This is a genomic window from Ruegeria sp. HKCCSA071 (genome assembly GCF_017872555.1).
Lineage (GTDB): Bacteria > Pseudomonadota > Alphaproteobacteria > Rhodobacterales > Rhodobacteraceae > Ruegeria.
Genome location: NZ_JAEDOX010000002.1, coordinates 66,424 through 88,709, shown reverse-complemented (window position 1 = coordinate 88,709; position 22,286 = coordinate 66,424). Strand labels below are relative to the sequence as shown.

Sequence of the window (22,286 nt, the reverse complement as noted above, 5' to 3'; positions counted from 1 at the left end):
GTTAGGATGCAGCTTTCATCAGCCCCTGCGCAATGATCTCGGCCTGAGCTTCGTCCAGCGATTTGTAGATCCGCACGAACATTTCGTCGATATCCGCAGGTGTCAGGATCAGCGGGGGTGAGATGATCATCCGGTCGCCAACATGGCGCATGATCAGGTTATTGGCAAAGCACCGATCACGGCAGATATAGCCGACCGTGCCGGGTTCGGATGCGAATTTGGCGCGGCTGGCTTTGTCCGGGGTCAGCGCGATGGATGCCATCATGCCAACGATCTTGGCCTCACCCACCAGCGGATGATCTGCCAGTGCCTCCCATTTCTCTTTCAGATAGGGGGCTGCAACGTCGCGCACATGCTCAACGATCTTCTCTTCTTCGAGGATGCGCAGGTTCTCCAACGCCACGGCGGCCGCGACCGGGTGGCCGGAATAGGTATAGCCGTGGTTGAATTCGGTACCGCCGATTACTTCGGCAATTTCGTCGTTTACGATGGACCCGCCGATGGGCGCATAGCCCGAGCTAAGGCCCTTGGCGATGGTCATGATATGCGGCTTGATGCCAACGGTTTGCGACCCGAACCAGTTGCCTGTCCGGCCAAATCCGCAGATGACCTCGTCAGCTATCAGCAGGATATCGTACTTGTCGCAGATACGCTGAATTTCCGGCCAGTATGTATCGGGCGCCACGATTACACCGCCTGCGCCCTGAACCGGCTCGGCGATAAAGGCGGCGACCCGGTCTTCGCCCAACTCTTCGATCGCCTCTTCCAGCTCGCGCGCGCGGGCCAGACCGAATTCTTCGGGCGACATATCGCCGCCTTCGGCCCACCAATTGGGTTGGTTAATGTGGTGGATATTCGGGATCGGAATGCCGCCCTGCGCGTGCATCCCGGCCATACCACCCAGCGAGGCCGAGCCCACGGATGAGCCGTGATAGGCGTTCTTGCGGCTGATGATGATGTTCTTGTCGGGCTGGCCTTTCTGGGCCCAGTAGGTGCGCACGAGGCGGATATTGGTATCGTTTGCCTCGGACCCGCCTGCTGCGAAAAAGACATGGTTCAGATCGCCCGGTGCCAGTTCGGCAATCTTGGCGGCCAAAGCAATCGCCGGGACGTGGGTGGTTTTGAAGAAAGTGTTGTAATAGGGCAGCTCGCGCATCTGGCGCGCGGCAACATCGGCCAACTCATTACGCCCGTACCCGATATTGACGCACCACAGACCCGCCATCGCGTCCAGAATTTCCTCACCTTCGCTGTCGGTCAGATAAACACCATTGGCACGTGTGATCACGCGCGCCCCTTCCTTCCCCAGCGCACCATTGGCCGAGAAGGGGTGAATGTGATGCGCCGCATCCAGCGCCTGCAATTCGGCGGTCGGCATATGGTTGGTGATGGTAGACATCGGAGAATCTCCTACAAGAACGCAGTTGCGGATCACAATATGATCAAATTTTTTCCTGTCAATCGAATCAGGCTGAATCAGACGGAAGTCAATGCTTCTGCCATCAGGTCCATACCTTGTTCGATGTCCTGAGCGGTTGCCTTTGCGGTCATTTCAGCGTCACCGACACGCAAAGCAGCAATAATGTCCTTGTGGCGATCCGGAAGGCTCTGAGTGCCGAAGCGCCCGCAGACAACACGCAAAGAAGGGCCAAACCGCAACCAAAGTCTTTCGGCCAGGTCACTGAGGATCGGCGCGTTTGCAAAAGAATACAGCGTTTCGTGAAAAGCCTGGTTCAAACGCAGATAGCCACCGACATCGCCATCTGCGATCATGCGATCCAAATGCCTGTCCAAACGTTCCAGTTGATCAATGTCCTGTGTTTTCAGGTTGGCGGTTGCACGTCTTGAAAGCTCTGATTCTATTGAAATTCTGGCGAAGATCATCTCTTCGATATCGTTGGAGTTCAGCAGCGGTACACTGACGCGCCGATTGCCCTGGAAAACCAACCCTCCATCCGAGATCAACCGGCGAATCGCTTCGCGGACCGGAGTCATGCCAACACCCAGCGAATCAGTCAGACCCTGGATTGTGACGGGCTGACCTGGGACCAGTTCACCGAACAGGATCTGTGATCTGAGCGTTTGATAAACCTGCTCATGTGCGGGCTGTTTCCCTTTGTCGAATGTCGACGCAGATGCCTTATTTTTGATCAAATCCAATTGGTTCTTCCCATTTCGACTAAGCCTGACTTGTCAGGTGACAGGCCACGTGAAACCATACGCTGGATCGAGGGAAAACGCAAAACTTGATCAAATCCAAAAAAACGGGAAAATACCCGTACACTTGCAGGGAGAAGAATATGACAATCAAAACGCTGACCATGACAGCGGTCGTCGCATTGGGGACTTCGGCGGCATTCGCCGAAGAGGTGCGTGTTTACAACTGGTCCGACTACATCGACGAAGAACTGCTGAGCAAGTTCGAAGCAGAAACAGGTCTGACCCTGATCTATGACGTGTTCGACAGCAACGAGGTTCTGGAAACCAAGATGCTGGCCGGTGGCTCGGGCTATGATGTGGTGGTGCCGTCAGGTACATTCCTTCAGCGCCAGATCCAGGCCGGCGCGTTTCAGCAGCTGGACCAAAGCAAGCTTTCGAACGCCGGAAACCTTTGGGATGTAATCGAAGAGCGAACTGCCGGTTATGACCCGGACAACGCGTATTCGATCAACTACATGTGGGGAACAACCGGGATCGGCGTGAATGTCGGTAAGGTCAAAGAGGTTCTGGGCGACGACGTTGCTCTGAACAGCATGGATCTGGTCTTGAAGCCCGAGAACATGGAAAAGCTGGCCACTTGCGGTGTGCATTTCCTGGATGCCCCGGCCGAGATCATTCCCATGGTGCTGCAATACCTTGGTGAAAACCCCGACAGCCACGACACGGACGTTATCGGCAAGACCGAAGCGGTTCTGACAGCAGTCCGCCCGCATATCCAGAAATTCCACAGCTCGGAATATATCAATGCGTTGGCAAATGGCGACATCTGCGTTGCCGTTGGCTGGTCGGGTGACATCCTTCAGGCACGCGACCGCGCCGCTGAAGCAGATAATGGAGTGGAGATCGAATACCACCCCTTCGCCGAAGGGTCGCTGATGTGGTTCGACCAGATGGCAATTCCTGTCGATGCTCCAAATCCCGAAGGCGCGCACACGTTCCTTAACTTCATTCTGGACGCCAACAACATGGCGGCGGCATCGAACTATGTGTATTACGCCAACGGCAACAAAGCGTCTCAGGAATTTCTGGAAGAGGACGTGATCGGCGATCCGGCCATCTACCCGGATGATGCCACGATGCAAAACCTGTACATCACGACACCTTATCCGGCGAAAACGCAGCGGGTCGTGACGCGTCTGTGGACCAAGGTCAAATCGGGCACCTGATCCGAATTGCACCGGCAGGGCGGCGCCGCCGCCTTGCCTCTCTTTCCAGCTATTCGAACGAGGGCCGTAGTGAATTCTGACGTCTTTGCGCCATGGGACGACCCGCAGGCGAAACCCTTGATCCAGTTCCGAAACGTGACCAAGCGTTTTGGTGAATTTACTGCCATCGACAACCTGTCTCTGGATATTTTCGAGCGAGAGTTCTTTGCCCTGCTTGGTCCGTCGGGATGTGGCAAAACGACGATGATGCGGATGCTGGCCGGGTTCGAAACACCGACCGAAGGCCAAATCCTGCTTGGGGGGAAGGATATCGACCCGATCCCGCCCAACAAGCGGGCCGTAAACATGATGTTCCAGTCCTATGCCCTTTTTCCGCATCTCAGCGTCTGGGAAAACATCGCCTTTGGCCTGCGCCGGGACAGAATGCCCAAACACGATCTGGAAGACCGGGTCGAAGAAATGCTGCGCCTGACCCGGCTGGAAAAGTTCGCCCGCCGCAAACCGCATCAGATTTCAGGCGGGCAGAGACAGCGTGTGGCGCTGGCGCGCTCGCTTGCCAAGGCGCCCAAGCTTTTGCTGCTGGATGAACCACTGGGCGCGCTGGACAAGAAATTGCGCCAGGACACCCAATTCGAACTGATGGATATTCAGGAAAAAACCGGCACCACATTCGTGATCGTTACGCACGACCAGGAAGAGGCCATGACAGTCGCCAGCCGTGTGGCGGTGATGGATCAGGGCCAGCTTATGCAGGTTGCCACTCCGGACCGGATTTATGAGAATCCTGCCTCGGTCTATGTCGCTGATTTCATCGGGGACGTGAACATCATTGAAGGGCGCGCGACATCTGTCGGAGAGGATACCTATCAGGTAGACTGGGCCGAAGGACAAGCGCCGCTGACCGCCGGGTCAGCAAAAAACTTTGAAAACGGTCAGTTGTGTCATCTGGCGATCCGCCCCGAGAAAGTGACGATCTCTGCCGAACGGCCCGCCGATGCGGTCAACGCCGTGCAGGGCAAGGTTCACGACATAGCCTATCTGGGCAATCTGTCCACTTATCACGTTGAACTTGCAAACGGCACAATCATCAAGGCGCAGACGGCCAACACCCGCCGCATCTCGCGCCGTTCGTTCACCTGGGAAGACCCGGTCTGGCTGTCCTGGACGGCCACGGCTGCGGTTCTGCTGGCCGACTGATGCGCCGCGCCGTTCTGATCGCCATACCTTATGTCTGGCTGCTGGCGCTGTTCATGGTGCCGTTCTTCATTGTTCTGAAGATTTCGCTGTCGGACACCGCGCTTGCGATCCCGCCTTATACACCGACACTGGATTTTTCAGCTGGTTGGGCGGGGATCAAAGAGTTCTTCAGCCAACTTGATCTTGAAAACTTCGTCTGGCTGACCGAGGACGACCTGTACTGGAAAGCGTACCTGTCCAGCGTCAAGATCGCTTTGATCTCTACCTTCCTGACTTTGCTGGTTGGCTACCCCATCGCCTACGGTATGGCCCGCGCGCCCGAGGAATGGCGCCCAACACTGATGATGCTGGTGATCCTGCCTTTCTGGACGTCATTCCTGATCCGGGTCTATGCGTGGATGGGCATTCTGTCGAATGAGGGATACCTTAACCAACTGCTTCTGTGGACGGGTATCATTTCGACGCCGTTGACGATCCTGAACACCTCGACCGCTGTCTATATCGGTATTGTTTACACCTATCTCCCGTTCATGATCCTGCCGATTTATTCGTCATTGGAACGCATGGATGGTTCGCTAATCGAGGCGGCCGAGGATTTGGGTTGCTCGAGGGCACAAGCCTTCTGGCTGGTCACCGTTCCACTGTCCAAACCGGGCATCATCGCAGGTTGTTTTCTGGTGATGATCCCCGTGATCGGCGAGTTTGTGATCCCGTCACTACTGGGTGGGTCCGGCACGCTGATGATCGGCAAGGTTCTGTGGGAAGAATTTTTCTCGAACCGAGACTGGCCCGTGGCAAGTGCTGTCGCGATCGTTCTGTTGCTTATTCTGGTCGTTCCCATCGTGCTGTTCCAGCGCAACCAGCAGAAACAGGCGGAGGCTGACGGATGAACAGATTGAGCTGGTTCAATACGGTATCGCTGACGCTGGGTTTTGCGTTCCTGTATATTCCGATGATCATCCTGATCATCTTCAGTTTTAACGAAAGTAAGCTGGTCACGGTCTGGGCCGGGTTTTCGACCAAATGGTATGGCGAACTGGTTCAGAACGAGGCATTTCTGGATGCCGCATGGGTCACGATCCGGGTTGCGGTGTTTTCTTCGACACTGGCAACCATTCTGGGGACTGCGGCCGCTTATGTGCTTGTCCGGGGCAAGCGGTTCTTTGGCCGGACACTGTTTTCCGGCATGATCTATGCGCCGCTTGTGATGCCCGAGGTGATCACCGGGCTGTCCCTGCTGTTGCTGTTTATCGGGATCGGGCTGGACCGGGGTATCCTGACCATCGTTCTGGCCCACACGACCTTTTCGATGTGTTTCGTGTCGGTTGTTGTCTCGTCACGGCTTGTGACATTCGACAAATCGCTGGAAGAGGCCGCATTAGATCTGGGCTGTTCACCAGCGCAGGCCTTTGGTCTGGTCACCCTGCCGATCATCGCGCCTGCGGTGATCTCGGGCTGGCTGCTGGCTTTCACATTGTCGCTGGATGATCTGGTTATTGCATCGTTCACATCGGGCCCGTCGGCGACGACCCTGCCGATCAAGATCTTTTCGGCCGTGCGGTTGGGCGTCAGCCCCGAGATAAACGCGCTGTCGACGATCATGATCGCGGTCGTGACGGTTGGGGTGATTACGGCCTCACTTGTGACCAAGCGCGCCATGATGCGCCAACGGCAAGACGAGCAGGCCGCAGGGCGCACCGAATGAAACGGATATTTCCCGAATACACCTATGGTGCGGGTCCTCGTGATGGTTGCTGGTGGGACGAGACCATTGCAAACCCGAACTGGCCAGAGTTTCAGGGCGATCTGAACGTTGATGTCGCCATCGTCGGTGGCGGCTTTACAGGGGTCTCAGCGGCTTTGCATCTGGCTGAAAACGCGACGTCGGTTGCTGTGCTCGAGGCAGGCCCACCGGGGTGGGGCGCATCAGGCCGCAATGGCGGTTTCTGCTGTCTTGGCGGGTCAAAGCTTGGGCAAAAATCCATGGTGCGCCGCTATGGCCGCGAAGCTGCGCAGGCCTATGAGACGGCTGAACAGGACGCGGTCCAGCTGGTTGCCGATCTCCTGGCGCGGCATCGGATAGATGCGGATACGCATTCCAATGGTGAGACCCAACTGGCCCATTCGCGACATGCGATGGATGTCCTGCGCCGTCACGCGGACGAGACCGGCATTCTACACCAAGCTGCTGATTTGCCAGCGCTTGGTATGGGTGGTGCATTCTTCGGCGGGTATACTCTGCCGGTCGGCTTTGGGCTCAATCCCCGGAAATACCTGTTCGGACTGGCCAGCGCTGCGGCAGCTTCGGGTGTGAATTTCTTTCAGAACAGCCCCGTTCTGAACATTGAAAAAACGACGTCGGGCTTCAGGCTGAAAACAAGCGCGGGGCAGGTTAACGCACAGGTCGTGCTGATTTGTACCAACGGGTATTCTAGCGAAGACATCCCGGATTGGATGTCCGGACGCTACTTGCCTGCGCAATCGACGGTGATGGTAACACGCCCGCTTAGCCAGGCAGAACTATCAGCGCAGGGCTGGAACTCGGACCAGATATGTTACGACACGCGTAATCTTCTGCACTATTTTCGCCTAATGCCGGATGGGCGCTTTTTGTTCGGAATGAGAGGCGGCTTGTTGTCGTCGCCCCGGTCCGAGGCCGCGATCCGGGCAAAGGTTCAACAGGATTTCAAACGCATGTTCCGGGCCTGGGCGTCGGTTGAGGCGACTCATATCTGGTCGGGGATGGTGTGCCTTTCGCGAAGCCTGATGCCTTATGTCGGTGCCGTACCCAAGCAGCCAGGCATGTTTGCCGGATTTGCGTATCATGGCAACGGCGTCGCTATGGGTACTTACAGCGGGCGCGCATTGGCGCGGCTGGCTTTGGGCCAGGATGCCCGTTTGCCAGCCCCGATGAGGCAATCACCTGAACGGTTTCCGTTGGGTCGCTGGCGTCGCGTATTGATGCCACCGGCATACGCCCTGTTTGCGCTTTCCGACCTCAGATAAACTCAATCGGTTTCAGGGTTTCGATTTCCAGTTTCAACCCTTCGGAATAGTCGGGTGCACCGTTTTCCGCGCGCCACAGGCAATAAGCGGCCATGCGCCAAGCATACCATGGCTTGAGCTGTTGATATCGAGCAACAATCTCGGGTCTGCGATAGGCGGACAGAAACTGAACTTCTTCCGCCTCCGACAACGGTGAGCCCCGGTACAACCTTTGCATCGCCGGGGACAGAAACATCGCAAGGTCTTCGCACGGGTCGCCAAAGGCTGGGCATTGCCAGTCGATCAAGGTCAGGCCGCGGGATGCAACCAGAATATTTCCAGCGACCGGGTCGCCATGGATCAGACATGTCTTGGTCGTGGGGGGGACGGGTATCGAAGGTTGCCGTTTTGCCAGTTCGTTTCCGATTTCTGACCTGCACCCTTGCAGAATTCTGCTCCCATGGGCCATCAGGTCCGCGCTGCCGTTGCACCCTGCAGGCGCTGGAATGGTGTTGGGCAGCGAATGCAGCCTGCGTAGCAGTTCACCAACTTTGTCCGAGCCATTCTGCCAAGGTGTTCCGGGTGCGTGGTCGTAAAACACCCAATGCGCGTCCTTGTATTGTCCTGCGGCGCGTAGCCTGGGCACGAAACCGGTCGGACCAAGCGCCTTGAGGCAGAGGGCTTCCAGCTTGGCATCATTTCGAAACAAGGGGTTGCGTAAGGTCGGGCTGTAGAGCTTCAGCACTTTGTCGCCGTTGTCCCCCAGCAGTTTCCAAACCCTGTTGGTCCGACCGCCATACAGGATTTCGAACTGCGCATACATGTTGACCAACCCCAAAGTGCTGAGGTGTTCAACCAGATCATGAGGGGGGACAGGCAGGTCGGGCAGAGGTCTTTTCACTTCTTCTGGCGAGTCGAGTTGCCAACCTTTGGCTCGTCCTGCCCGACAGATCAAGCGCCCGTTCGAACCGCAGTGACCAGATCTGCGGGAATTACCTGGCCACCCTGCAGGGTCAGCAGAACAGCATCCTCTCCCACTTGCGCTTCGACGACGCGGTTATAGGCAGCGACGGGTTTCTCGGAAATCAGCCGGTCATTCTTGTAGCTTTCCAACGTCGCTGTGTAGTTGCCAGCAGCAAACGGATCGCCTGAGGAACTTACACCTGCCCAATCAAACTCTGTCGCTGTTGTGGGAACGGAAACCGTGTCGACGATTGTGCCTTCATGATCACGGATCACCAGTTTGGTTGCGTCCGCGTCAGGGTCCGCGTGCGAGAACAGGGTTACCGGCTGGCCGTTGAAGTGGAACCCCGATGCAGATCGGACCTCCATTCCGACCCAGCTTGCAAGGTCGTTCAGATTGACACTGCCAAGAGTGCTGGTCAGGGCGGAAAGCAGGTCATTGGTTTGAACCTGTTGCTCAACCATCGAAAACTGCGCAAGTTGCGATGCGTATTCGGTTGAATCCATCGGCTCCAGCGGGTCCTGATTCTGGGCTTGCGCGGTCAGCATCAGCAGAAACGTTTCGAAATCCGAGGTGATCGCAGAACTCCGGGACGGACCGGCAGTTTGCTGAGAGGTGGCAGCCCGTGTGGCAGTGACGGGTGTGATCATCTTTCAATATCTCATATCGATGCCCCTGACCGGGGCAAGAGTTTGTGGATGCGGCTCGGCTTGCGCGAGGTGTACGTTCTGAACCGGTTCGGATTCCGGTGCGGCCTGAGCATCGAATTCATCTGCCCACTGATCCCGTGCACCTGAATCCGACGGAGTCCCCAGATTAATGTTCAGGTTTCCATAGCCCAGTTTTTGAAACTCTTCCGTAAGAACGGACAGGTGGCGGCGCATAAGCTCCATCGTGTCCGGGCGTTCGGTGGCGATTGTCATCTGCAGCCCGTCATCCCGACCGTTCAGGACAATGGATACGCGCCCCAATTCTTCGGGGCTAAGCGAGATTTCCATGATACCGGTTCCTGGTTGGGCCTGAATCGTTGCCGCCAATTGCCCGGCTATAGCACGGGCAATTTCAGCACGGGCGGACGGAGAGGGCATCGCCGTGTGTTGTGCCACCTCGCGGGGGGCTTGCTGAACGGGTTCGTCTAAGGCGATGGGCCCTGCGTCAACCTCCTGTGCCGGTGCCACCTGTTCCGTTTCGATTGAGTTGAGGATCAGTTGAAGCTGTGCAACGGGTGTTGCGCGGTTTGGACTTGTCGGATTGGGCGTGGCAGCGACTTCCGCTGTCTCGGGCGCCACCTTTGTGCTTTCAACGAGGGGTTCGGCTTTCAACCCGGCTGTCTGGTCCTTTGATCGGGTTGGCTGGCCTAGCACAGGCAAAGCCTCTGTAGGTTTTTGGGCTGGCACGACTTGGGTCGAAGCGGCGTGAACCTGCCCTTCGGTTGGTTGCCTAGGCACAAAGGGTAGAATGTCGGTCTGACGGGGCAAACCCGTTGACGCAACGGTTTGTTCCGGTTCTGTCGCGCCTGTCGCAGGGATGTCCGCTGCGGCGGGAAAAAACGGCGCGGGACGCACAGAATCCGCCCCAGGCGTTTCATATGTCCCGGCCATTTCGGCCTGCGGTGAAATATTATCTGCCAACTCTGGTGCCCAAGGTGAAATCGCCTCGACAGATGCTTCATCCGTGTTTGGCAGAACGGCCTCAACCTCAATCTCGGCAGTTTCGTCGGTTGTTTCGATAGAAGCATCCAAAAGCGTGCTGTCAGTGGCGGGACTAGTTTCGTTTCCCTGTTCAAGGATGTCCTCGAAACTGCTCGCCCCGGCAGCACGACCCGGTTCTTTGGCGGACGAATTGGGTCTCGCAATTGCTGTTGGCGCTGCGGCCGCCAGCGTTAGTGGATTGGGCATTTTGCTCTGGCTCCGTGTGAGTGATCAGAACTCTGCCCGCAGGAAGTTACGTTTATTTTAACTGCTTTCACCTTTGATCGAGAAAGTTCGAAGCATTTTCGGAGAAAACCATGCAGGTCTCAGCAATTCCCCAGGTGGCTCAAACGCCCTTGGCCCAGATCCGACTGAAAGACGCGGCCATCGAGTTGGAGGCCGCATTCCTGAGCGAAATGATGAAGTCGGCCGGATTGGGCAAGACGCGCCAGTCCTTTGGAGGAGGGGTCGGTGAAGACCAGTTCTCTTCGTTTCTTGTTCAGCATCAGGCACGCGAACTGGCCCGGGCTGGCGGGGTGGGTTTATCAGAAATTCTGCTGAAATCACTGATGGAGAAAACCGATGACGTCTGAGGTCGACATGGCACTGATCAAATCTCTGGAAGAAGTTTTGGATCTGGAGCGTGCCGCGCTTGTCCAGGGTGATCTGGATCGTCTGACGCATATGGTGCCGGAAAAAGAAAAACTGATCGGCGCGATCAACGACCTTCAGGTGCTTGACAGTGATGCATTGGTTCGAGTGCAGCAGAAAGTCGAACGCAACCAGGCATTGCTGAACAGTGCCGCCGAGGGGATTCGGGCCGTCGCCAGCCGCATGGCTGAACTGCGGCGGGTTCGGCAGGAATTCAGTACTTACGGCGCTGATGGGCAACGAAGTGAGTTTCCCGTTCGTAACACGCCAAAGCTGGAAAAACGCGCATAGGCCTGGGTTTAACTCAAATTTGAAACTTCTGGTCCGGGCGTTTTAGCACTCCGTTAGGGGATCGGGCTCAAAAGTGATGCTGCACCTGAAAACATCAGGTGGCGCGAACAGCCACGCGGCGCGTCGCACAAGTCAGAAAGACACCAATGCCCGCAGATACAGCGGGGTGAACATGGGCGAAAATGGCCCGAAGGCAAAAGGAAAAGGCAATGTCCAGCATTCTGACAAACAATGGCGCGATGGTTGCGCTGCAAACTCTCAAGTCGGTCAACAAGAACCTGGCAATGACCCAGAACGCGATTTCGACCGGCAAGGACGTCGCGACTGCCAAGGACAACTCGGCGGTTTGGGCGATCTCGAAGGTGATGGAATCCGACGTCAAGGGCTTCAACGCGATCAAAGACAGCCTCGCGCTGGGCGAATCGACTGTTGCGGTTGCGCGAAATGCGTCTGAAACAGTCACCGACCTGTTGACTCAGATGAAAAGCAAGATCGTCGCGGCGCAGGAAGACAACGTTGACCGCGGTAAGATCAATGACGATGTGACCGCACTGAAGGATCAGATCGCATCGGTTGTCAGCGCAGCCCAGTTCAACGGTCTGAACCTTGTCGACGGCTCGACCGGCTCTGCATCGATCCTCGCGTCGCTGGATCGTGACAACACCGGGGCGGTGACTGCGTCGTCAATCTCGGTCTCGGGGCAGAACCTGTCGACCGGTGGATATGTCACCAAACAGGTTTTCGATGGCTCTACCGGCGCATCGACCGGCAATGACCGCGTGGGGGCAACCATTGACAATGGTGCAACGGCCGCAACGGCGTTGGTTACCGATGAATCCAGTGGCGCTTTCGCGGCCGGAGACAAGGTTGTCGTCGCCATTAACGATCAGGTTGTGTCCTATACCGTTTCCGCGGAAGACGCTGCCGCGACAACGACCGGTGACCTTGTTGCTGTCGGGTTGAAATCGAAGATCGAAGAGCTTGGAATTACCGGTCTGACCGTCGATTACGACTCCGGCACTGCGGGTACGCTGTCGGTTACAAACGGCACAGGATCTGACATCTCGTTCTCGGCTCAGTTCGTGAATGCGGGTGCCGGTGGTCTGGGTGCGCTGGCAGGTATTGATGTGTCGACCGGTGCGGGGGCAACCGCTGCGCTGGCGGCTGTCGAATCGCTGATCGACACGTCGATTGATGCTTCGGCGGCCTTTGGCTCGGCACAGGGTCGGATCGAGACCCAGAAAGAGTTCATTTCGAATCTCTCTGACTCGTTCAAATCCGGTATCGGCGCGCTGGTCGACGCTGACATGGAAGAAACCTCGGCGCGTTTGCAGGCTCTGCAAGTGCAGCAGCAGCTGGCAACACAATCGCTTTCGATCGCCAACCAGGCCCCGCAGTCGATCCTGTCGCTGTTCCGCTAATACGCAACGCGGTCCGGGGCGCGGTTTTTGCGCCCCGGTCGTGACCACCTGACGACGGCTTTTTGGAAGGATTTCAAGTGACCCCGCAAACCCTCGCTCAATACACCTATGCGCAATCCGCCGCGCCGACGCGAACGCCCCGTGACACTGAATATGAGGCAATTTCCAGGATTACACGGCGTCTCAAGGCGGCTACAGCGCGCAAGGCAACGGATTTCTCGGCGTTTGTTCAGGCCGTGCACGAAAACCGCCGGTTATGGGGCGTGTTGGCGACGGGTGTCGCGGATTCGGTAAACGCGTTGCCAAACGATATTCGCGCCAGGATCTTTTTCCTTGCCGAGTTTACGGAACTGCACAGCAGCCGCATTTTGGCGGATGGCGCGTCCATCGAACCATTGCTTGAAATAAACACGGCGATTTTGCGCGGATTGCGCCAGATGAGGGCAACCTGATGAGCGGGCTGGTTTTGAAACTCGCCCCGAAGGAAAGGGTGCTGATCAATGGTGTTGTGATTGAAAACGGCGACCGCCGTGGCCGGTTTTCGATCATGACGCCGCAGGCCAATGTCCTGCGGCTGCGCGATGCGATACACCCGGATGAAGTAAATACTCCGGTGCGCCGTGTCTGCTATGCCGCACAGCTTGTTCTGTCCGGAGACATGGATCCGGCTCGGGCACGTCAACATCTGTTGCGCAGCGTCGAAGAGCTGAGCCAGGTTTTTACAGATACAGACAGCCGCTGTGTATTGTCCGAGGTGACAGATGCGTTGGTGGCCGAGCAATATTATAAATGCCTCAAATCACTTCGCTCGCTTCTTCCGCGCGAAGAACGGTTGATGGCCTATCAGCAATGAGCTTTCAACCTGTCATTCCGACTGGCGGAATCGTCGGCTGGCGGCTTCTGCAACGTACTTATCAAGGTCAGTTTCAAAGTTTCTCGTCTTCGGCAGTGAATGAGAGGGAGACAAGGTATTTCCTGGACAACATCGGGAAAGTGAAGACCGCCGAACAGTTGGTTTCGGACCGCAGATTGTTGCAGGTCGCTTTGGGTGCCTTTGGGCTGGAAGGGGATGTGGATAACCGGTTCTTTATCCGGAAAATCCTGGAGGATGGAACACGGGCGGAGGACGCTTTGTCCAATCGTTTGGCGGATAAACGGTACCGGGAATTTTCAGATGCTTTCGGGTTTGGGCCAGGGGCTGTTCGAAAAACGGTGCTAGTAACCAATATGGAAAAGATAGCCCAGGCCAATCTGTCTGCGCGGTTTGAGATTGCGGTCGGGCAGTCGGATGAAACGATGCGCATCTCGCTCTATGCCCAGCGCGAGCTGTCTGACCTGGCGAAAAGTGGAAACAGTACAGACACGAAATGGTTCGATCTTATGGGATTGCCACCACTGCGCAAAATGATGGAAACGGCGCTTGGGCTGCCGCAGTCATTCGCCCAACTAGATATCGACAAACAATTGGACGAATTTAAAAGTCGGCTTTTCCGCCTTACCGGATCGGATGATTTGGCACAGTTTTCGGACCAGAAGGCGGTGGAGAACCTGACCGACGCCTATCTGGCCAGAAGTCAAATCGCGGGCCTTCAGAGTACGATATCGCCAGCGCAGACCGCTTTAATCTTGCTTGGGGCTGTGTGATTAGAAGACGCGGGGCAAAAGCCTGGGCCGCAATCTAGTATCCTAGGTCTCACATTTGGTCTGCATAAACCAAAAGTTAACCGTTCAAAATCTCGTCGGTTGTGGTGTGCAAAGCGTAGCATACAACGGGTCGAGACACGTTGTGCAGGTTGACCGCGCCTAACGGTATAGCGTTAGAACAGGCAGGCTCGATATCTTCGGATACGACTATGCGATGCCCTTCGGTTTTCCCATATTCGCCCAAGCGCGCAGCAATGTTAGCTGCTTGTCCAATAACCGTAAAATCAAGACGTTCACGAGAGCCCACATTGCCATATGTGACACGCCCATAAGCCACGCCAATCGAACAGTCGCAATGTATGTCGGTACCTGCTTTGCGCAATTCTCCCAACGTTTCGACGATTTTGATTGCCGAGCGCTGGGCGTTAGCCCGGGCCGCGCTGGCGTTTTCATCGGTTGCCGGGAAAACTGCCAAAACAGCGTCACCAATAAATTTCAGAACTTCGCCTTCGTTTTCGTGAACGATACCCGAGACGGTTTCAAAGAACTCATTCAAAACACTGATATATGCGCCCCGCCCCAGTTTCTCTTCTAGGCTTGTCGAGTTGCGGAGGTCACAGAACATGATTGCAGCGTCGATTTCATCCCCGTCACCGCGCCGGATCTCGCCCCCCAATACGCGTGCGCCAGAGCGTTTTCCAACATATGTTTCCAGCAAAACCTGCGCATTCTCGCGTTGCATGAACACTTCGTAAAAGCGGGCGATCACCGAGGAGCATTCGAACACTAGGCCCAGATTCTCGGTGGTGAACCCGTTGGGATGGTCACATGTCAGGGTCAGAACGTTCGTTCGCCCGTCAGAGAAGGGCAACGGCATCGCGACATAGTCGGTGGCACCTTTGGCCCGTAACTCCTCCATGATCGGGAAGCTGTTTTGCGGGTTTTCGTCGTTCAGTCTTTGCCGTACACCGCCCAAACCGTTCGAGACATGGCGCAACGGGCTGTTGATGAAAGCCGGGTGATCATAGATTTCGTAGGTCGGGGCGCGGGTCAGTATCTCGTCCTGACCCTTTTCCCAGATATAGTGTTTGCCCGCGATCAGGGGATGCAAGGACCAGGCCAGAATGCTCAGCCGCTGGATGGCGATGCCGTGCTCCAGCATCTTTGCGGCCAATGCCTTGGTAAAGCTTTCGGGCGTGGTCGCGGCTGAAGCACCGCGCATCAGCCAGTCGATCAGTGGTCCGCTGATATTGCCGTCGTCCGGCTCGCGCAGGCGATTGTCGCCCAGATCAATACGGGTGTAGGCGCCGGACACAAACCCGATACAGCCTTGAATGGCAGCACTTTCGGGCAGCGCTTCTTCATAGGCCCAGACAGAATTGGCCAGGCTTTCAGACGCCAGATTGATGTCGTGGTAAGTGGCGGTGCCTTTGAACGGGCAGAATGTTTGCAGGTCTGTTTCTTCGCTCAGATCCACACAGACATCTGCGCGGGGAACGTAAATCGTTGGCGGCAAACGCGTTTCATACATCACCTTTGCGTTTGTGCTTTCAGCCAGAAGAACGTCGTTCCGGTAAATGGCAATCCTGCCATCCAGCGGCTCAACCGAGATTCCATATCCATTCATCTGCGGCGCGGCGTGGACGTTCATAAGCGACCTCCTCTGCCTGGGGTTTGTTTAGAATGGGGCTTTCCACCTGACATTCCAAGAGGCCGCAACGGGATTTTACCGGGCGCGAGCGACGCGTCAAAACGTCAGACCATTTGAATGACGTCTTTCTCGATCGACAGCATATACCCCTTCTTGGCAATATTCTTGACCAGCAATTCGCTGACCATCTGGTTGCCAAGCGCGTCGCGCAACCGTTTGATCCGTGTTGCGCCAGCGGCTTCGTCACAATCGGCGGCATCGCGACCGGAAATCATGGCCTCGATCTGAGCGCCGGACAATACCTCGTCATCCAACCGGGATTCCGCCAGAATCGACAGGGTTTCCATGGCGGCAGGTGTCAGCTTGAAATCCATGTTGTTAAGGTAGACAGTGTTTTCTTCGCGACTGATCAGCAGCGACGTTACCTGAATGCCGGTACGTTCGATCTGTGCGATGCGCCGGTTCAACAAGACCAGCATCACCAGAAAGACCAACGCCGAGATCATCATCGCGCTGGCAAAAACCAGCAGCACATAAATCACCATCCGATAACTGGACAGGGTGTCGGCAAAGGCGGTGCCAGACTGGGCCAGAATTTCAAGCAGACGAATCTCGGTCTGTGACGTCAGATCGGCCTCGACAAACAACCGCTCGACACGTGCGTTGAACGCATTTGCGTCCGGCAAGGTCCAGAACAGGAAAACGGCAGCGGTGATCAGAATGACGACAATGGCCGCGATGCCCAGCACAACCAGCCGGACACCCGACCGGCGTGCTTCAGAAACGGAGATAGAATTGTCCGGCATTGCCTTTCCTCTGATCCAACCCTTCGGGTCCGAAAACGGACTGCACTTCAAGCAAGGTCCAACCTGATGCGTTCAGGCGCTGGGCGATTTCTGCCCGGGCCTGCCCCTTGTCGCAGTTTGTGACCTGCATGACGCCGTAATGCAAACGCAGCGGGTTGTCCTTCTTGGCTTTGTAGTCCGCGTAACAATCTGCCGCTGTCGCAGCAGAACCAAGCGATAACAGGGCCGCAAAGGTCAGAGAAGAGAGGATCTGTTTCATAGGCCGCATCCTGCGCATGAGTTGTCGCGATATTCAATAACCCAAGGGGTTTGCGGCGCCTGATATCCGATAACACCGGGCCGTTATTGCTTGTCTGGGGCAGGTGCCCCCACTTTCAGGGCAATCAGCACGCGGTCCGTCATGCGGTCGCACGAACATCCGAAAGGACAGGCATCATGCATAAGAAATTCATCGCTTTAATCATTGCGGCCGCAGTTGCGATTACCGGTGTGTCAGCTTCTCAGGCGAAGGCGGCCGACGCAAAGGACATTCTTGGGGGGCTGGCGGCCATTGCGATCATCGGTGCCGGCGTTCATTACTATAACAAGGAAAAGAAAAAGGATCGGGCGACGCGTCAACAGACCTATACCCATACACCATATGTGGCGCAGCCGGTGCGCCCGTTACCGCCGCATGTGGCGCGTTACGATCTGCCCCAGCGCTGCCTGCGCACCTATGATGGGTATTCGCAGGATCATCCGCTGCTTGGGCCGAAATGCCTCGAGAAACATTACAAACATGCCAATAGCCTGCCGCAAGAGTGCAAGGTCGGTTTCTGGAATGGCAAAAAGGTCAGGCAGGCCTATGAACCTGCGTGCCTGCGCCAGAAGGGATACCGCGTCGTTTATCAGTAGTTCGGGTTGAGCAGGAACGGTGCCAAAGAAGTGCCGTGAGAGAGAGGGTGGTGTGGGCCGCCCTCTCTTTTCTTCTTGCGGTGCTGCGCGAAACGCGGTTTTCCAAGGGCATGACAATGCCAAACTTCGAACTTGAGCAGGCGCTGCTGGACATGGGCCATATCCGTATCGCCGGTGTGGATGAGGTCGGGCGCGGCCCTTTGGCCGGGCCGGTTGTAGCCGCCGCCGTGATTCTGAACCCGAAGCACTTTCCTGACGGGTTGAATGACTCGAAAAAGCTGACCGCAAAACGCCGGGCCGCGTTGGACGCTGAGATTCGGGACACTGCTGAATTCGCGGTGGCCGAAGCCTCTGTCGCCGAAATTGATGAGATCAATATTCTGAGGGCGTCGCACTTGGCGATGATGCGCGCGGTGGAGGTGTTGACCCCAGCACCTGATTTCCTGCTGATCGATGGCAACCTGATTCCACAGGGTCTGAGAATCCAATCACAGGCCGTTGTGAAGGGCGATGCACGATCGGTGTCGATCGCGGCTGCTTCAATCCTGGCGAAAAACTGGCGCGATCAGGTGATGGTGGATTTAGCGCAACAGCATCCGGGTTATGGGTGGGAAACCAACGCGGGCTATCCGTCAAAACAACACAAGGAAGCGCTGCGAAATCTTGGCGTGACCCCACACCATAGGCGTTCGTTCAAACCGGTGCACAATATCTTGTATCAAGAGTAAATCGTAAGTCGCTGATTCAAAAAAGAATTTGACGGCGAATCGACTTTGACTCATCCTTGTCTCAACCAAATGAGCGCAAAAGCGCCGTGGACACTTGAGGCAGTGATATGACAACAACCACCAAAAAGGGCGCAAAAGCGCTCCCTTTAAACACGATTCTATCCGGGGACTGCATCGATGTGATGAACAGTCTGCCCGAGGCGTCAGTGGATCTGATTTTTGCGGACCCGCCGTATAACTTGCAATTGAAAGGTCAGTTGCATCGCCCGGATAATTCGCAGGTCGATGCGGTGGATGATCACTGGGATCAGTTCGCAAGTTTTGGTGCGTATGACCAGTTTACGCGCGAATGGCTGAAGGCGGCGCATCGTCTGCTGAAACCCAATGGTGCAATCTGGGTGATCGGGTCTTATCACAATATTTTCCGCGTGGGGTCAGCGCTGCAGGACGCCGGATACTGGATCCTGAACGACGTCGTGTGGCGTAAGTCGAACCCGATGCCGAATTTCCGCGGCAAGCGGTTCACCAATGCGCATGAAACGATGATCTGGGCGTCCAAGCGCGAAGGCGCGAAATACACCTTCAACTATGAGGCGCTGAAGGCTCTGAACGAAGGTGTGCAGATGCGCAGCGACTGGGTGCTGCCGATCTGCACCGGGCATGAGCGCCTGAAGGACGAAAACGGTGACAAGGCGCATCCGACGCAAAAACCGGAATCGCTTTTGCACCGCGTGCTGGTCGGCTCGACCAACCCCGGCGATGTGGTGTTGGACCCGTTCTTTGGCACCGGCACCACCGGGGCCGTCGCCAAGATGTTGGGGCGCGAATTCATTGGTATCGAGCGAGAGGAAAGCTATCGCAAGGTGGCTGAGAAACGCATCGCCAAGGTCCGCAAATTCGACCGCGAAGCTCTGGAAGTCAGCGCAAGCAAACGTGCCGAGCCACGTGTGCCATTCGGTCAGCTGGTTGAACGCGGGATGTTGCGCCCGGGTGAAGAGCTTTATTCCATGAACCAGCGCCACAAGGCGAAGGTGCGTGCAGATGGAACGCTGGTGGGCGACAATGTCAAAGGGTCGATTCATCAGGTTGGCGCGCATCTGGAAAATGCCCCGTCCTGCAACGGCTGGACATACTGGTGCTTCAAACGGGACGGCAAGACCGTGCCGATTGACATCTTGCGGCAACAGATCCGCGCAGAGATGCACAACTGAATTCACGAACACCGCCGGTGCCTGTGGCCTGACACATGGCACTATGCCTTGCCCCGCCGATCAACCGGCGGGGTCTTTTGTTTTGCCTTCAACAGTGATTGCATAAGGCTGCCAAGCCTCCGCAAGAAAGACCACGGCCATGACCGAGACGACCGCACAGCCCCGCCGAAGCCTGTTTTTCACCCAGCCCGATGCGTTTGATCTGGACAACAAATATACCGAGGCTGCGTTGGAACGGCACAAGCGCGAGGGTCTGGAACTGGCTGTGCGTGCGCGATGGGTGGCGATGGCGCTGACTGCGGTGCTGCTCATTTTTCTGAACCCGCAATGGGAGGTGCTTTGGTATCATTTCATTCTGCTGCTGATCTGCGCCAACGGGTGGTTGATCCGCCGTGCAGGTCGTGTCGGGCAATCGCGGGGCGAGTTGTTTTTGATTTTCGTCGACCTGCTGATCATGACGCTCGGGATGATCGTACCCAATCCCTTCAGCGATGATGTCAGGCCATTGGCCATGCAATACCGGTTCGACAACTTTCAGTACTTCTTCATCATTCTGGCCGCGGGCACATTGGCTTATTCCTGGCGGACCGTGATCGCCATCGGGTCCTGGACGGCGATGATGTGGTCGATCGGGTGGATCGTTGCCTGGTGGGTCGCAACGCCTATTCCCGGGATCAGCGAAAAAGTTGCAGCCGCCTTGCAAGGCTACCCGGATGTTGCCGAGCTTCTGGATCCGAACAGTTTCATGGCGCCTCAGCGCATCCAGCAGGTGATCGTGTTCATGATGGTGGCCGTGACTTTGGGCCTTTCGATGCAGCGGCTGAACCGGCTATTGATGAGCAATGCAGGGCTGGAACGGGAACGGGCCAACCTGTCACGCTATTTTTCGCCCAACGTGGTAGAGGAGCTGAGCCAGAATGACGAGCCGCTGAAACAGGTCCGAAAAGAGAATGTGGCCGTTCTGTTCATCGACATCGTCGGGTTTACGAAATACGCCGCCGGGCGCGATCCTTATGACGTGATCGAAGTGCTGCGGGGCTTTCACGCCCGCATGGAAACCGAAGTTTTTCGCCACCACGGAACTCTGGACAAGTATCTGGGGGATGGTCTGATGGCGACCTTTGGCACCCCGGTGCCCACGCCGTTGGATGCAAGCAACGCGCTGGGATGTGCACGCGCGATGGTCAGCGTGATCGACCGATGGAATCTGGACCGCCGCCGGGCGGGAGAGCCTGAAATCCACGTCGGGATCGGGGTGCACTATGGCTCGGTCGTGCTGGGAGACATTGGCGCGAACCGACTTGAATTTGCTGTCATCGGGAATGCCGTCAACGTCGCGGCCAAGCTTGAGGCGCTGACGCGTGATTTGCAGGCGCGTATCGTGGTCAGCGATTCCGTGCGCGCGCGGATCGCAGAGGAGAACCAGTCTGCGTCTGTCGCCATGACTGGCTTTACAGAGCTTACCGATCAATCCGTGCGCGGTGTAGATACACCGATGGATATCTGGGTGATGAAAGGCTGAAGACGGTATGTCCTACCGTAACAGCACCCAAAGCGCCGAGCCTGATGCGCCGGGCGGCGCATCGTTTACGCATCAGGTACCGGGTTCAGGGCCTTGTTATAGGCGTGCCAATCGGTGATCTCGGGGTAGTACTGGCGCCGCCATTCCCGGACCCGTGGGTTCATGACCCGCCGCCACAGCGGTGGGATCATCGCAGCCACAGTCATGACGGGATAGCCATAGGGCAGTTGCGGTGCCGTTTCGGGCGTGTGGTGTTGAAGCAGCGGAAACCGGCGGTTTGGCTTGTAGTGGTGATCCGAATGGCGTTGCAGATTGATCAACAACCAGTTTGAAGCTTTCTGCGAGGCATTCCAGGAATGTCTGGGCAGGACGTGCTCATACCGCCCGTCCCCCAGATGCTTCCGGGTCAGGCCGTAATGTTCCACGTAGTTGACCAGTTCCAGCTGCCAGATCGCGACCCCGGCCTGCAACAGAAACAGGGCCAGACCTGACCATCCTCCGACCAGCGCCGCCAGTGCCAGCATCCCCCCTTGCAACGCCCAGTACCGCCAGAACGGGTTGGAGCAGTCGGTCCAGGGGAGGTCCTTGCGGGCCAGTTTTCCGCGTTCGGCGTTGAAGGCCGAGATCAAACTTTGCCGCAACACCCTAGGGTAAAAGCGGTGAAACCCTTCGTTGTATCGCGCCGTCACCGGATCGCGCGGCGTTCCCACATAACGGTGATGGACCAGCAGATGCTCGGACCGGAAATGAGAATAAAGTACCATGGCAAGAAGGATATCGCCCAGCCAGCGTTCCCAATGGCTTTTCTGATGCATCAGCTCGTGGCTGTAATTGATACCGACCGTACCCGAGATAACACCCATGCCAAAGAATAGGCCGATTTTCTCAGGCGTCGAAAGCTGGCTGCCGTGGCTCGCGTACCAGATCAGGCCAAACAGGGTAAGGAACTGAAGGGGTGCCCAAAGCTTGGTCAGCAGGATGTACCGTTGCAGATCGCCGTCCGGCGTCTCGGGGTCCGCATTTTCCACGTTGAGTCCGGTGATCCGGTCCAGCGCGGCAAAGACCCACCAGGTCGAGATCGGGATCAGCAAAACCCACCATCCACCCGCGAAAGCAGTGAACCAGATCAGCGGGATCAACAGCAGGGACACCCAGAAGGGTGATGCTGATTGCCAGCGTGCCAACGAGACTGTTGCGGTCATCTCTGTTGCTCCTACTAGATGGGGTCAGCCTAGCCGCGAGGC

The 22,286-nt window shown here is 56.6% G+C and carries 24 protein-coding genes; 15 read left to right on the top strand and 9 right to left on the bottom strand.

What is annotated here, in order from left to right; genetic code table 11:
* Position 1 precedes the first annotated feature (1 nt).
* Both I9188_RS08375 and I9188_RS08370 read right to left on the bottom strand, forming a co-directional pair.
* Positions 2–1,399, bottom strand: coding sequence for an aspartate aminotransferase family protein (locus tag I9188_RS08375; RefSeq protein ID WP_209505020.1), 1,398 nt, complete (start codon positions 1,397–1,399; stop codon positions 2–4).
* Between the two features lie 77 nt (positions 1,400–1,476).
* Positions 1,477–2,160: a GntR family transcriptional regulator gene (locus tag I9188_RS08370; protein WP_209505019.1), complete on the bottom strand. Its 684-nt coding sequence runs from the start codon at positions 2,158–2,160 to the stop codon at positions 1,477–1,479.
* Between the two features lie 140 nt (positions 2,161–2,300).
* Between I9188_RS08370 and I9188_RS08365 the strand changes: the two genes are divergently transcribed.
* The 5 genes from I9188_RS08365 to I9188_RS08345 all read left to right on the top strand — a co-directional run bounded on the left by I9188_RS08365 (position 2,301) and on the right by I9188_RS08345 (position 7,589).
* A complete protein-coding gene (locus I9188_RS08365; protein WP_209505018.1) occupies positions 2,301–3,386 on the top strand; it encodes a polyamine ABC transporter substrate-binding protein in 1,086 nt (361 codons plus the stop codon).
* 69 nt (positions 3,387–3,455) lie between these two features.
* On the top strand, positions 3,456–4,583 hold the full coding sequence (locus I9188_RS08360) for an ABC transporter ATP-binding protein (RefSeq protein ID WP_209505017.1): 1,128 nt from the start codon (positions 3,456–3,458) through the stop codon (positions 4,581–4,583).
* Entirely contained in the window at positions 4,583–5,473 is an 891-nt protein-coding gene (locus tag I9188_RS08355; RefSeq protein ID WP_209505016.1) for an ABC transporter permease subunit, read from the top strand. The genes I9188_RS08360 and I9188_RS08355 overlap by 1 nt, the downstream gene beginning before the upstream one ends.
* On the top strand, positions 5,470–6,288 hold the full coding sequence (locus I9188_RS08350) for an ABC transporter permease (RefSeq protein WP_209505015.1): 819 nt from the start codon (positions 5,470–5,472) through the stop codon (positions 6,286–6,288). Before I9188_RS08355 ends, I9188_RS08350 begins: the two co-directional genes overlap by 4 nt.
* Entirely contained in the window at positions 6,285–7,589 is a 1,305-nt protein-coding gene (locus I9188_RS08345) for an FAD-binding oxidoreductase (RefSeq protein ID WP_209505014.1), read from the top strand. Before I9188_RS08350 ends, I9188_RS08345 begins: the two co-directional genes overlap by 4 nt.
* Here I9188_RS08345 and I9188_RS08340 read toward each other — a convergent pair.
* Genes I9188_RS08340 through I9188_RS08330 form a run of 3 tightly spaced genes read right to left on the bottom strand, consistent with a single transcriptional unit; the run spans position 7,582 to position 10,430 of the window.
* Positions 7,582–8,469, bottom strand: coding sequence for an aminoglycoside phosphotransferase family protein (locus I9188_RS08340; RefSeq protein WP_348540331.1), 888 nt, complete (start codon positions 8,467–8,469; stop codon positions 7,582–7,584). The two genes, I9188_RS08345 and I9188_RS08340, sit on opposite strands and share 8 nt — an antisense overlap.
* Positions 8,470–8,519: 50 nt before the next feature.
* Positions 8,520–9,182, bottom strand: a complete 663-nt coding sequence (locus I9188_RS08335) for a flagellar hook capping FlgD N-terminal domain-containing protein (protein ID WP_209505013.1) — start codon at positions 9,180–9,182, stop codon at positions 8,520–8,522.
* Between the two features lie 3 nt (positions 9,183–9,185).
* On the bottom strand, positions 9,186–10,430 hold the full coding sequence (locus tag I9188_RS08330; RefSeq protein ID WP_209505012.1) for a flagellar hook-length control protein FliK: 1,245 nt from the start codon (positions 10,428–10,430) through the stop codon (positions 9,186–9,188).
* A gap of 110 nt (positions 10,431–10,540) precedes the next feature.
* Here I9188_RS08330 and I9188_RS08325 point away from each other — a divergent pair, with 110 nt between their 5' ends.
* The 6 genes from I9188_RS08325 (at position 10,541) to I9188_RS08300 (ending at position 14,230) form a co-directional block, all read left to right on the top strand.
* The gene (locus tag I9188_RS08325; protein WP_209505011.1) at positions 10,541–10,816 is read left to right on the top strand and encodes a rod-binding protein; all 276 of its coding nucleotides are present in this window, start codon (positions 10,541–10,543) and stop codon (positions 10,814–10,816) included.
* Positions 10,806–11,165 carry a flagellar biosynthesis protein FlgN gene (locus I9188_RS08320; protein WP_209505010.1) on the top strand — a complete coding sequence of 120 codons (360 nt, stop codon included), beginning with the start codon at positions 10,806–10,808 and terminating at the stop codon, positions 11,163–11,165. Before I9188_RS08325 ends, I9188_RS08320 begins: the two co-directional genes overlap by 11 nt.
* A 209-nt stretch (positions 11,166–11,374) precedes the next feature.
* Complete coding sequence (locus I9188_RS08315) at positions 11,375–12,586, top strand: flagellin (RefSeq protein WP_209505009.1); 1,212 nt, start codon at positions 11,375–11,377, stop codon at positions 12,584–12,586.
* 77 nt (positions 12,587–12,663) lie between these two features.
* Complete coding sequence (gene flaF, locus I9188_RS08310) at positions 12,664–13,038, top strand: flagellar biosynthesis regulator FlaF (RefSeq protein WP_209505008.1); 375 nt, start codon at positions 12,664–12,666, stop codon at positions 13,036–13,038.
* Entirely contained in the window at positions 13,038–13,439 is a 402-nt protein-coding gene (flbT, locus tag I9188_RS08305; protein WP_209505007.1) for a flagellar biosynthesis repressor FlbT, read from the top strand. Before flaF ends, flbT begins: the two co-directional genes overlap by 1 nt.
* Positions 13,376–14,230: a DUF1217 domain-containing protein gene (locus I9188_RS08300; RefSeq protein WP_348540330.1), complete on the top strand. Its 855-nt coding sequence runs from the start codon at positions 13,376–13,378 to the stop codon at positions 14,228–14,230. The genes flbT and I9188_RS08300 overlap by 64 nt, the downstream gene beginning before the upstream one ends.
* Before the next feature lie 76 nt (positions 14,231–14,306).
* On the opposite strand, the gene I9188_RS08295 is transcribed toward I9188_RS08300, so the two are convergent.
* From I9188_RS08295 to I9188_RS08285, 3 genes are all read right to left on the bottom strand, one after another.
* The gene (locus I9188_RS08295) at positions 14,307–15,881 is read right to left on the bottom strand and encodes a DUF427 domain-containing protein (protein WP_209505005.1); all 1,575 of its coding nucleotides are present in this window, start codon (positions 15,879–15,881) and stop codon (positions 14,307–14,309) included.
* Positions 15,882–15,985: 104 nt separating this feature from the next.
* Positions 15,986–16,687 carry a helix-turn-helix domain-containing protein gene (locus tag I9188_RS08290; RefSeq protein ID WP_209505004.1) on the bottom strand — a complete coding sequence of 234 codons (702 nt, stop codon included), beginning with the start codon at positions 16,685–16,687 and terminating at the stop codon, positions 15,986–15,988.
* Complete coding sequence (locus tag I9188_RS08285; protein ID WP_209505003.1) at positions 16,659–16,946, bottom strand: hypothetical protein; 288 nt, start codon at positions 16,944–16,946, stop codon at positions 16,659–16,661. Before I9188_RS08285 ends, I9188_RS08290 begins: the two co-directional genes overlap by 29 nt.
* A 176-nt stretch (positions 16,947–17,122) precedes the next feature.
* On the opposite strand from I9188_RS08285, the gene I9188_RS08280 reads away from it, so the two are divergent.
* The 4 genes from I9188_RS08280 to I9188_RS08265 all read left to right on the top strand — a co-directional run bounded on the left by I9188_RS08280 (position 17,123) and on the right by I9188_RS08265 (position 21,042).
* Positions 17,123–17,581: a hypothetical protein gene (locus tag I9188_RS08280; protein ID WP_209505002.1), complete on the top strand. Its 459-nt coding sequence runs from the start codon at positions 17,123–17,125 to the stop codon at positions 17,579–17,581.
* Between the two features lie 110 nt (positions 17,582–17,691).
* Positions 17,692–18,309 (top strand): ribonuclease HII, encoded by a 618-nt coding sequence (locus tag I9188_RS08275; RefSeq protein WP_209505268.1) that lies wholly within the window; start codon positions 17,692–17,694, stop codon positions 18,307–18,309.
* A 107-nt stretch (positions 18,310–18,416) separates the two neighbouring features.
* Positions 18,417–19,520: a site-specific DNA-methyltransferase gene (locus I9188_RS08270; protein WP_209505001.1), complete on the top strand. Its 1,104-nt coding sequence runs from the start codon at positions 18,417–18,419 to the stop codon at positions 19,518–19,520.
* Positions 19,521–19,659: 139 nt separating this feature from the next.
* On the top strand, positions 19,660–21,042 hold the full coding sequence (locus I9188_RS08265) for an adenylate/guanylate cyclase domain-containing protein (protein WP_209505000.1): 1,383 nt from the start codon (positions 19,660–19,662) through the stop codon (positions 21,040–21,042).
* Between the two features lie 65 nt (positions 21,043–21,107).
* Here the strand turns inward: I9188_RS08265 and I9188_RS08260 are convergent, their stop codons facing one another.
* Positions 21,108–22,244 carry an alkane 1-monooxygenase gene (locus I9188_RS08260; RefSeq protein WP_209504999.1) on the bottom strand — a complete coding sequence of 379 codons (1,137 nt, stop codon included), beginning with the start codon at positions 22,242–22,244 and terminating at the stop codon, positions 21,108–21,110.
* Between the last annotated feature and the right edge of the window lie 42 nt (positions 22,245–22,286).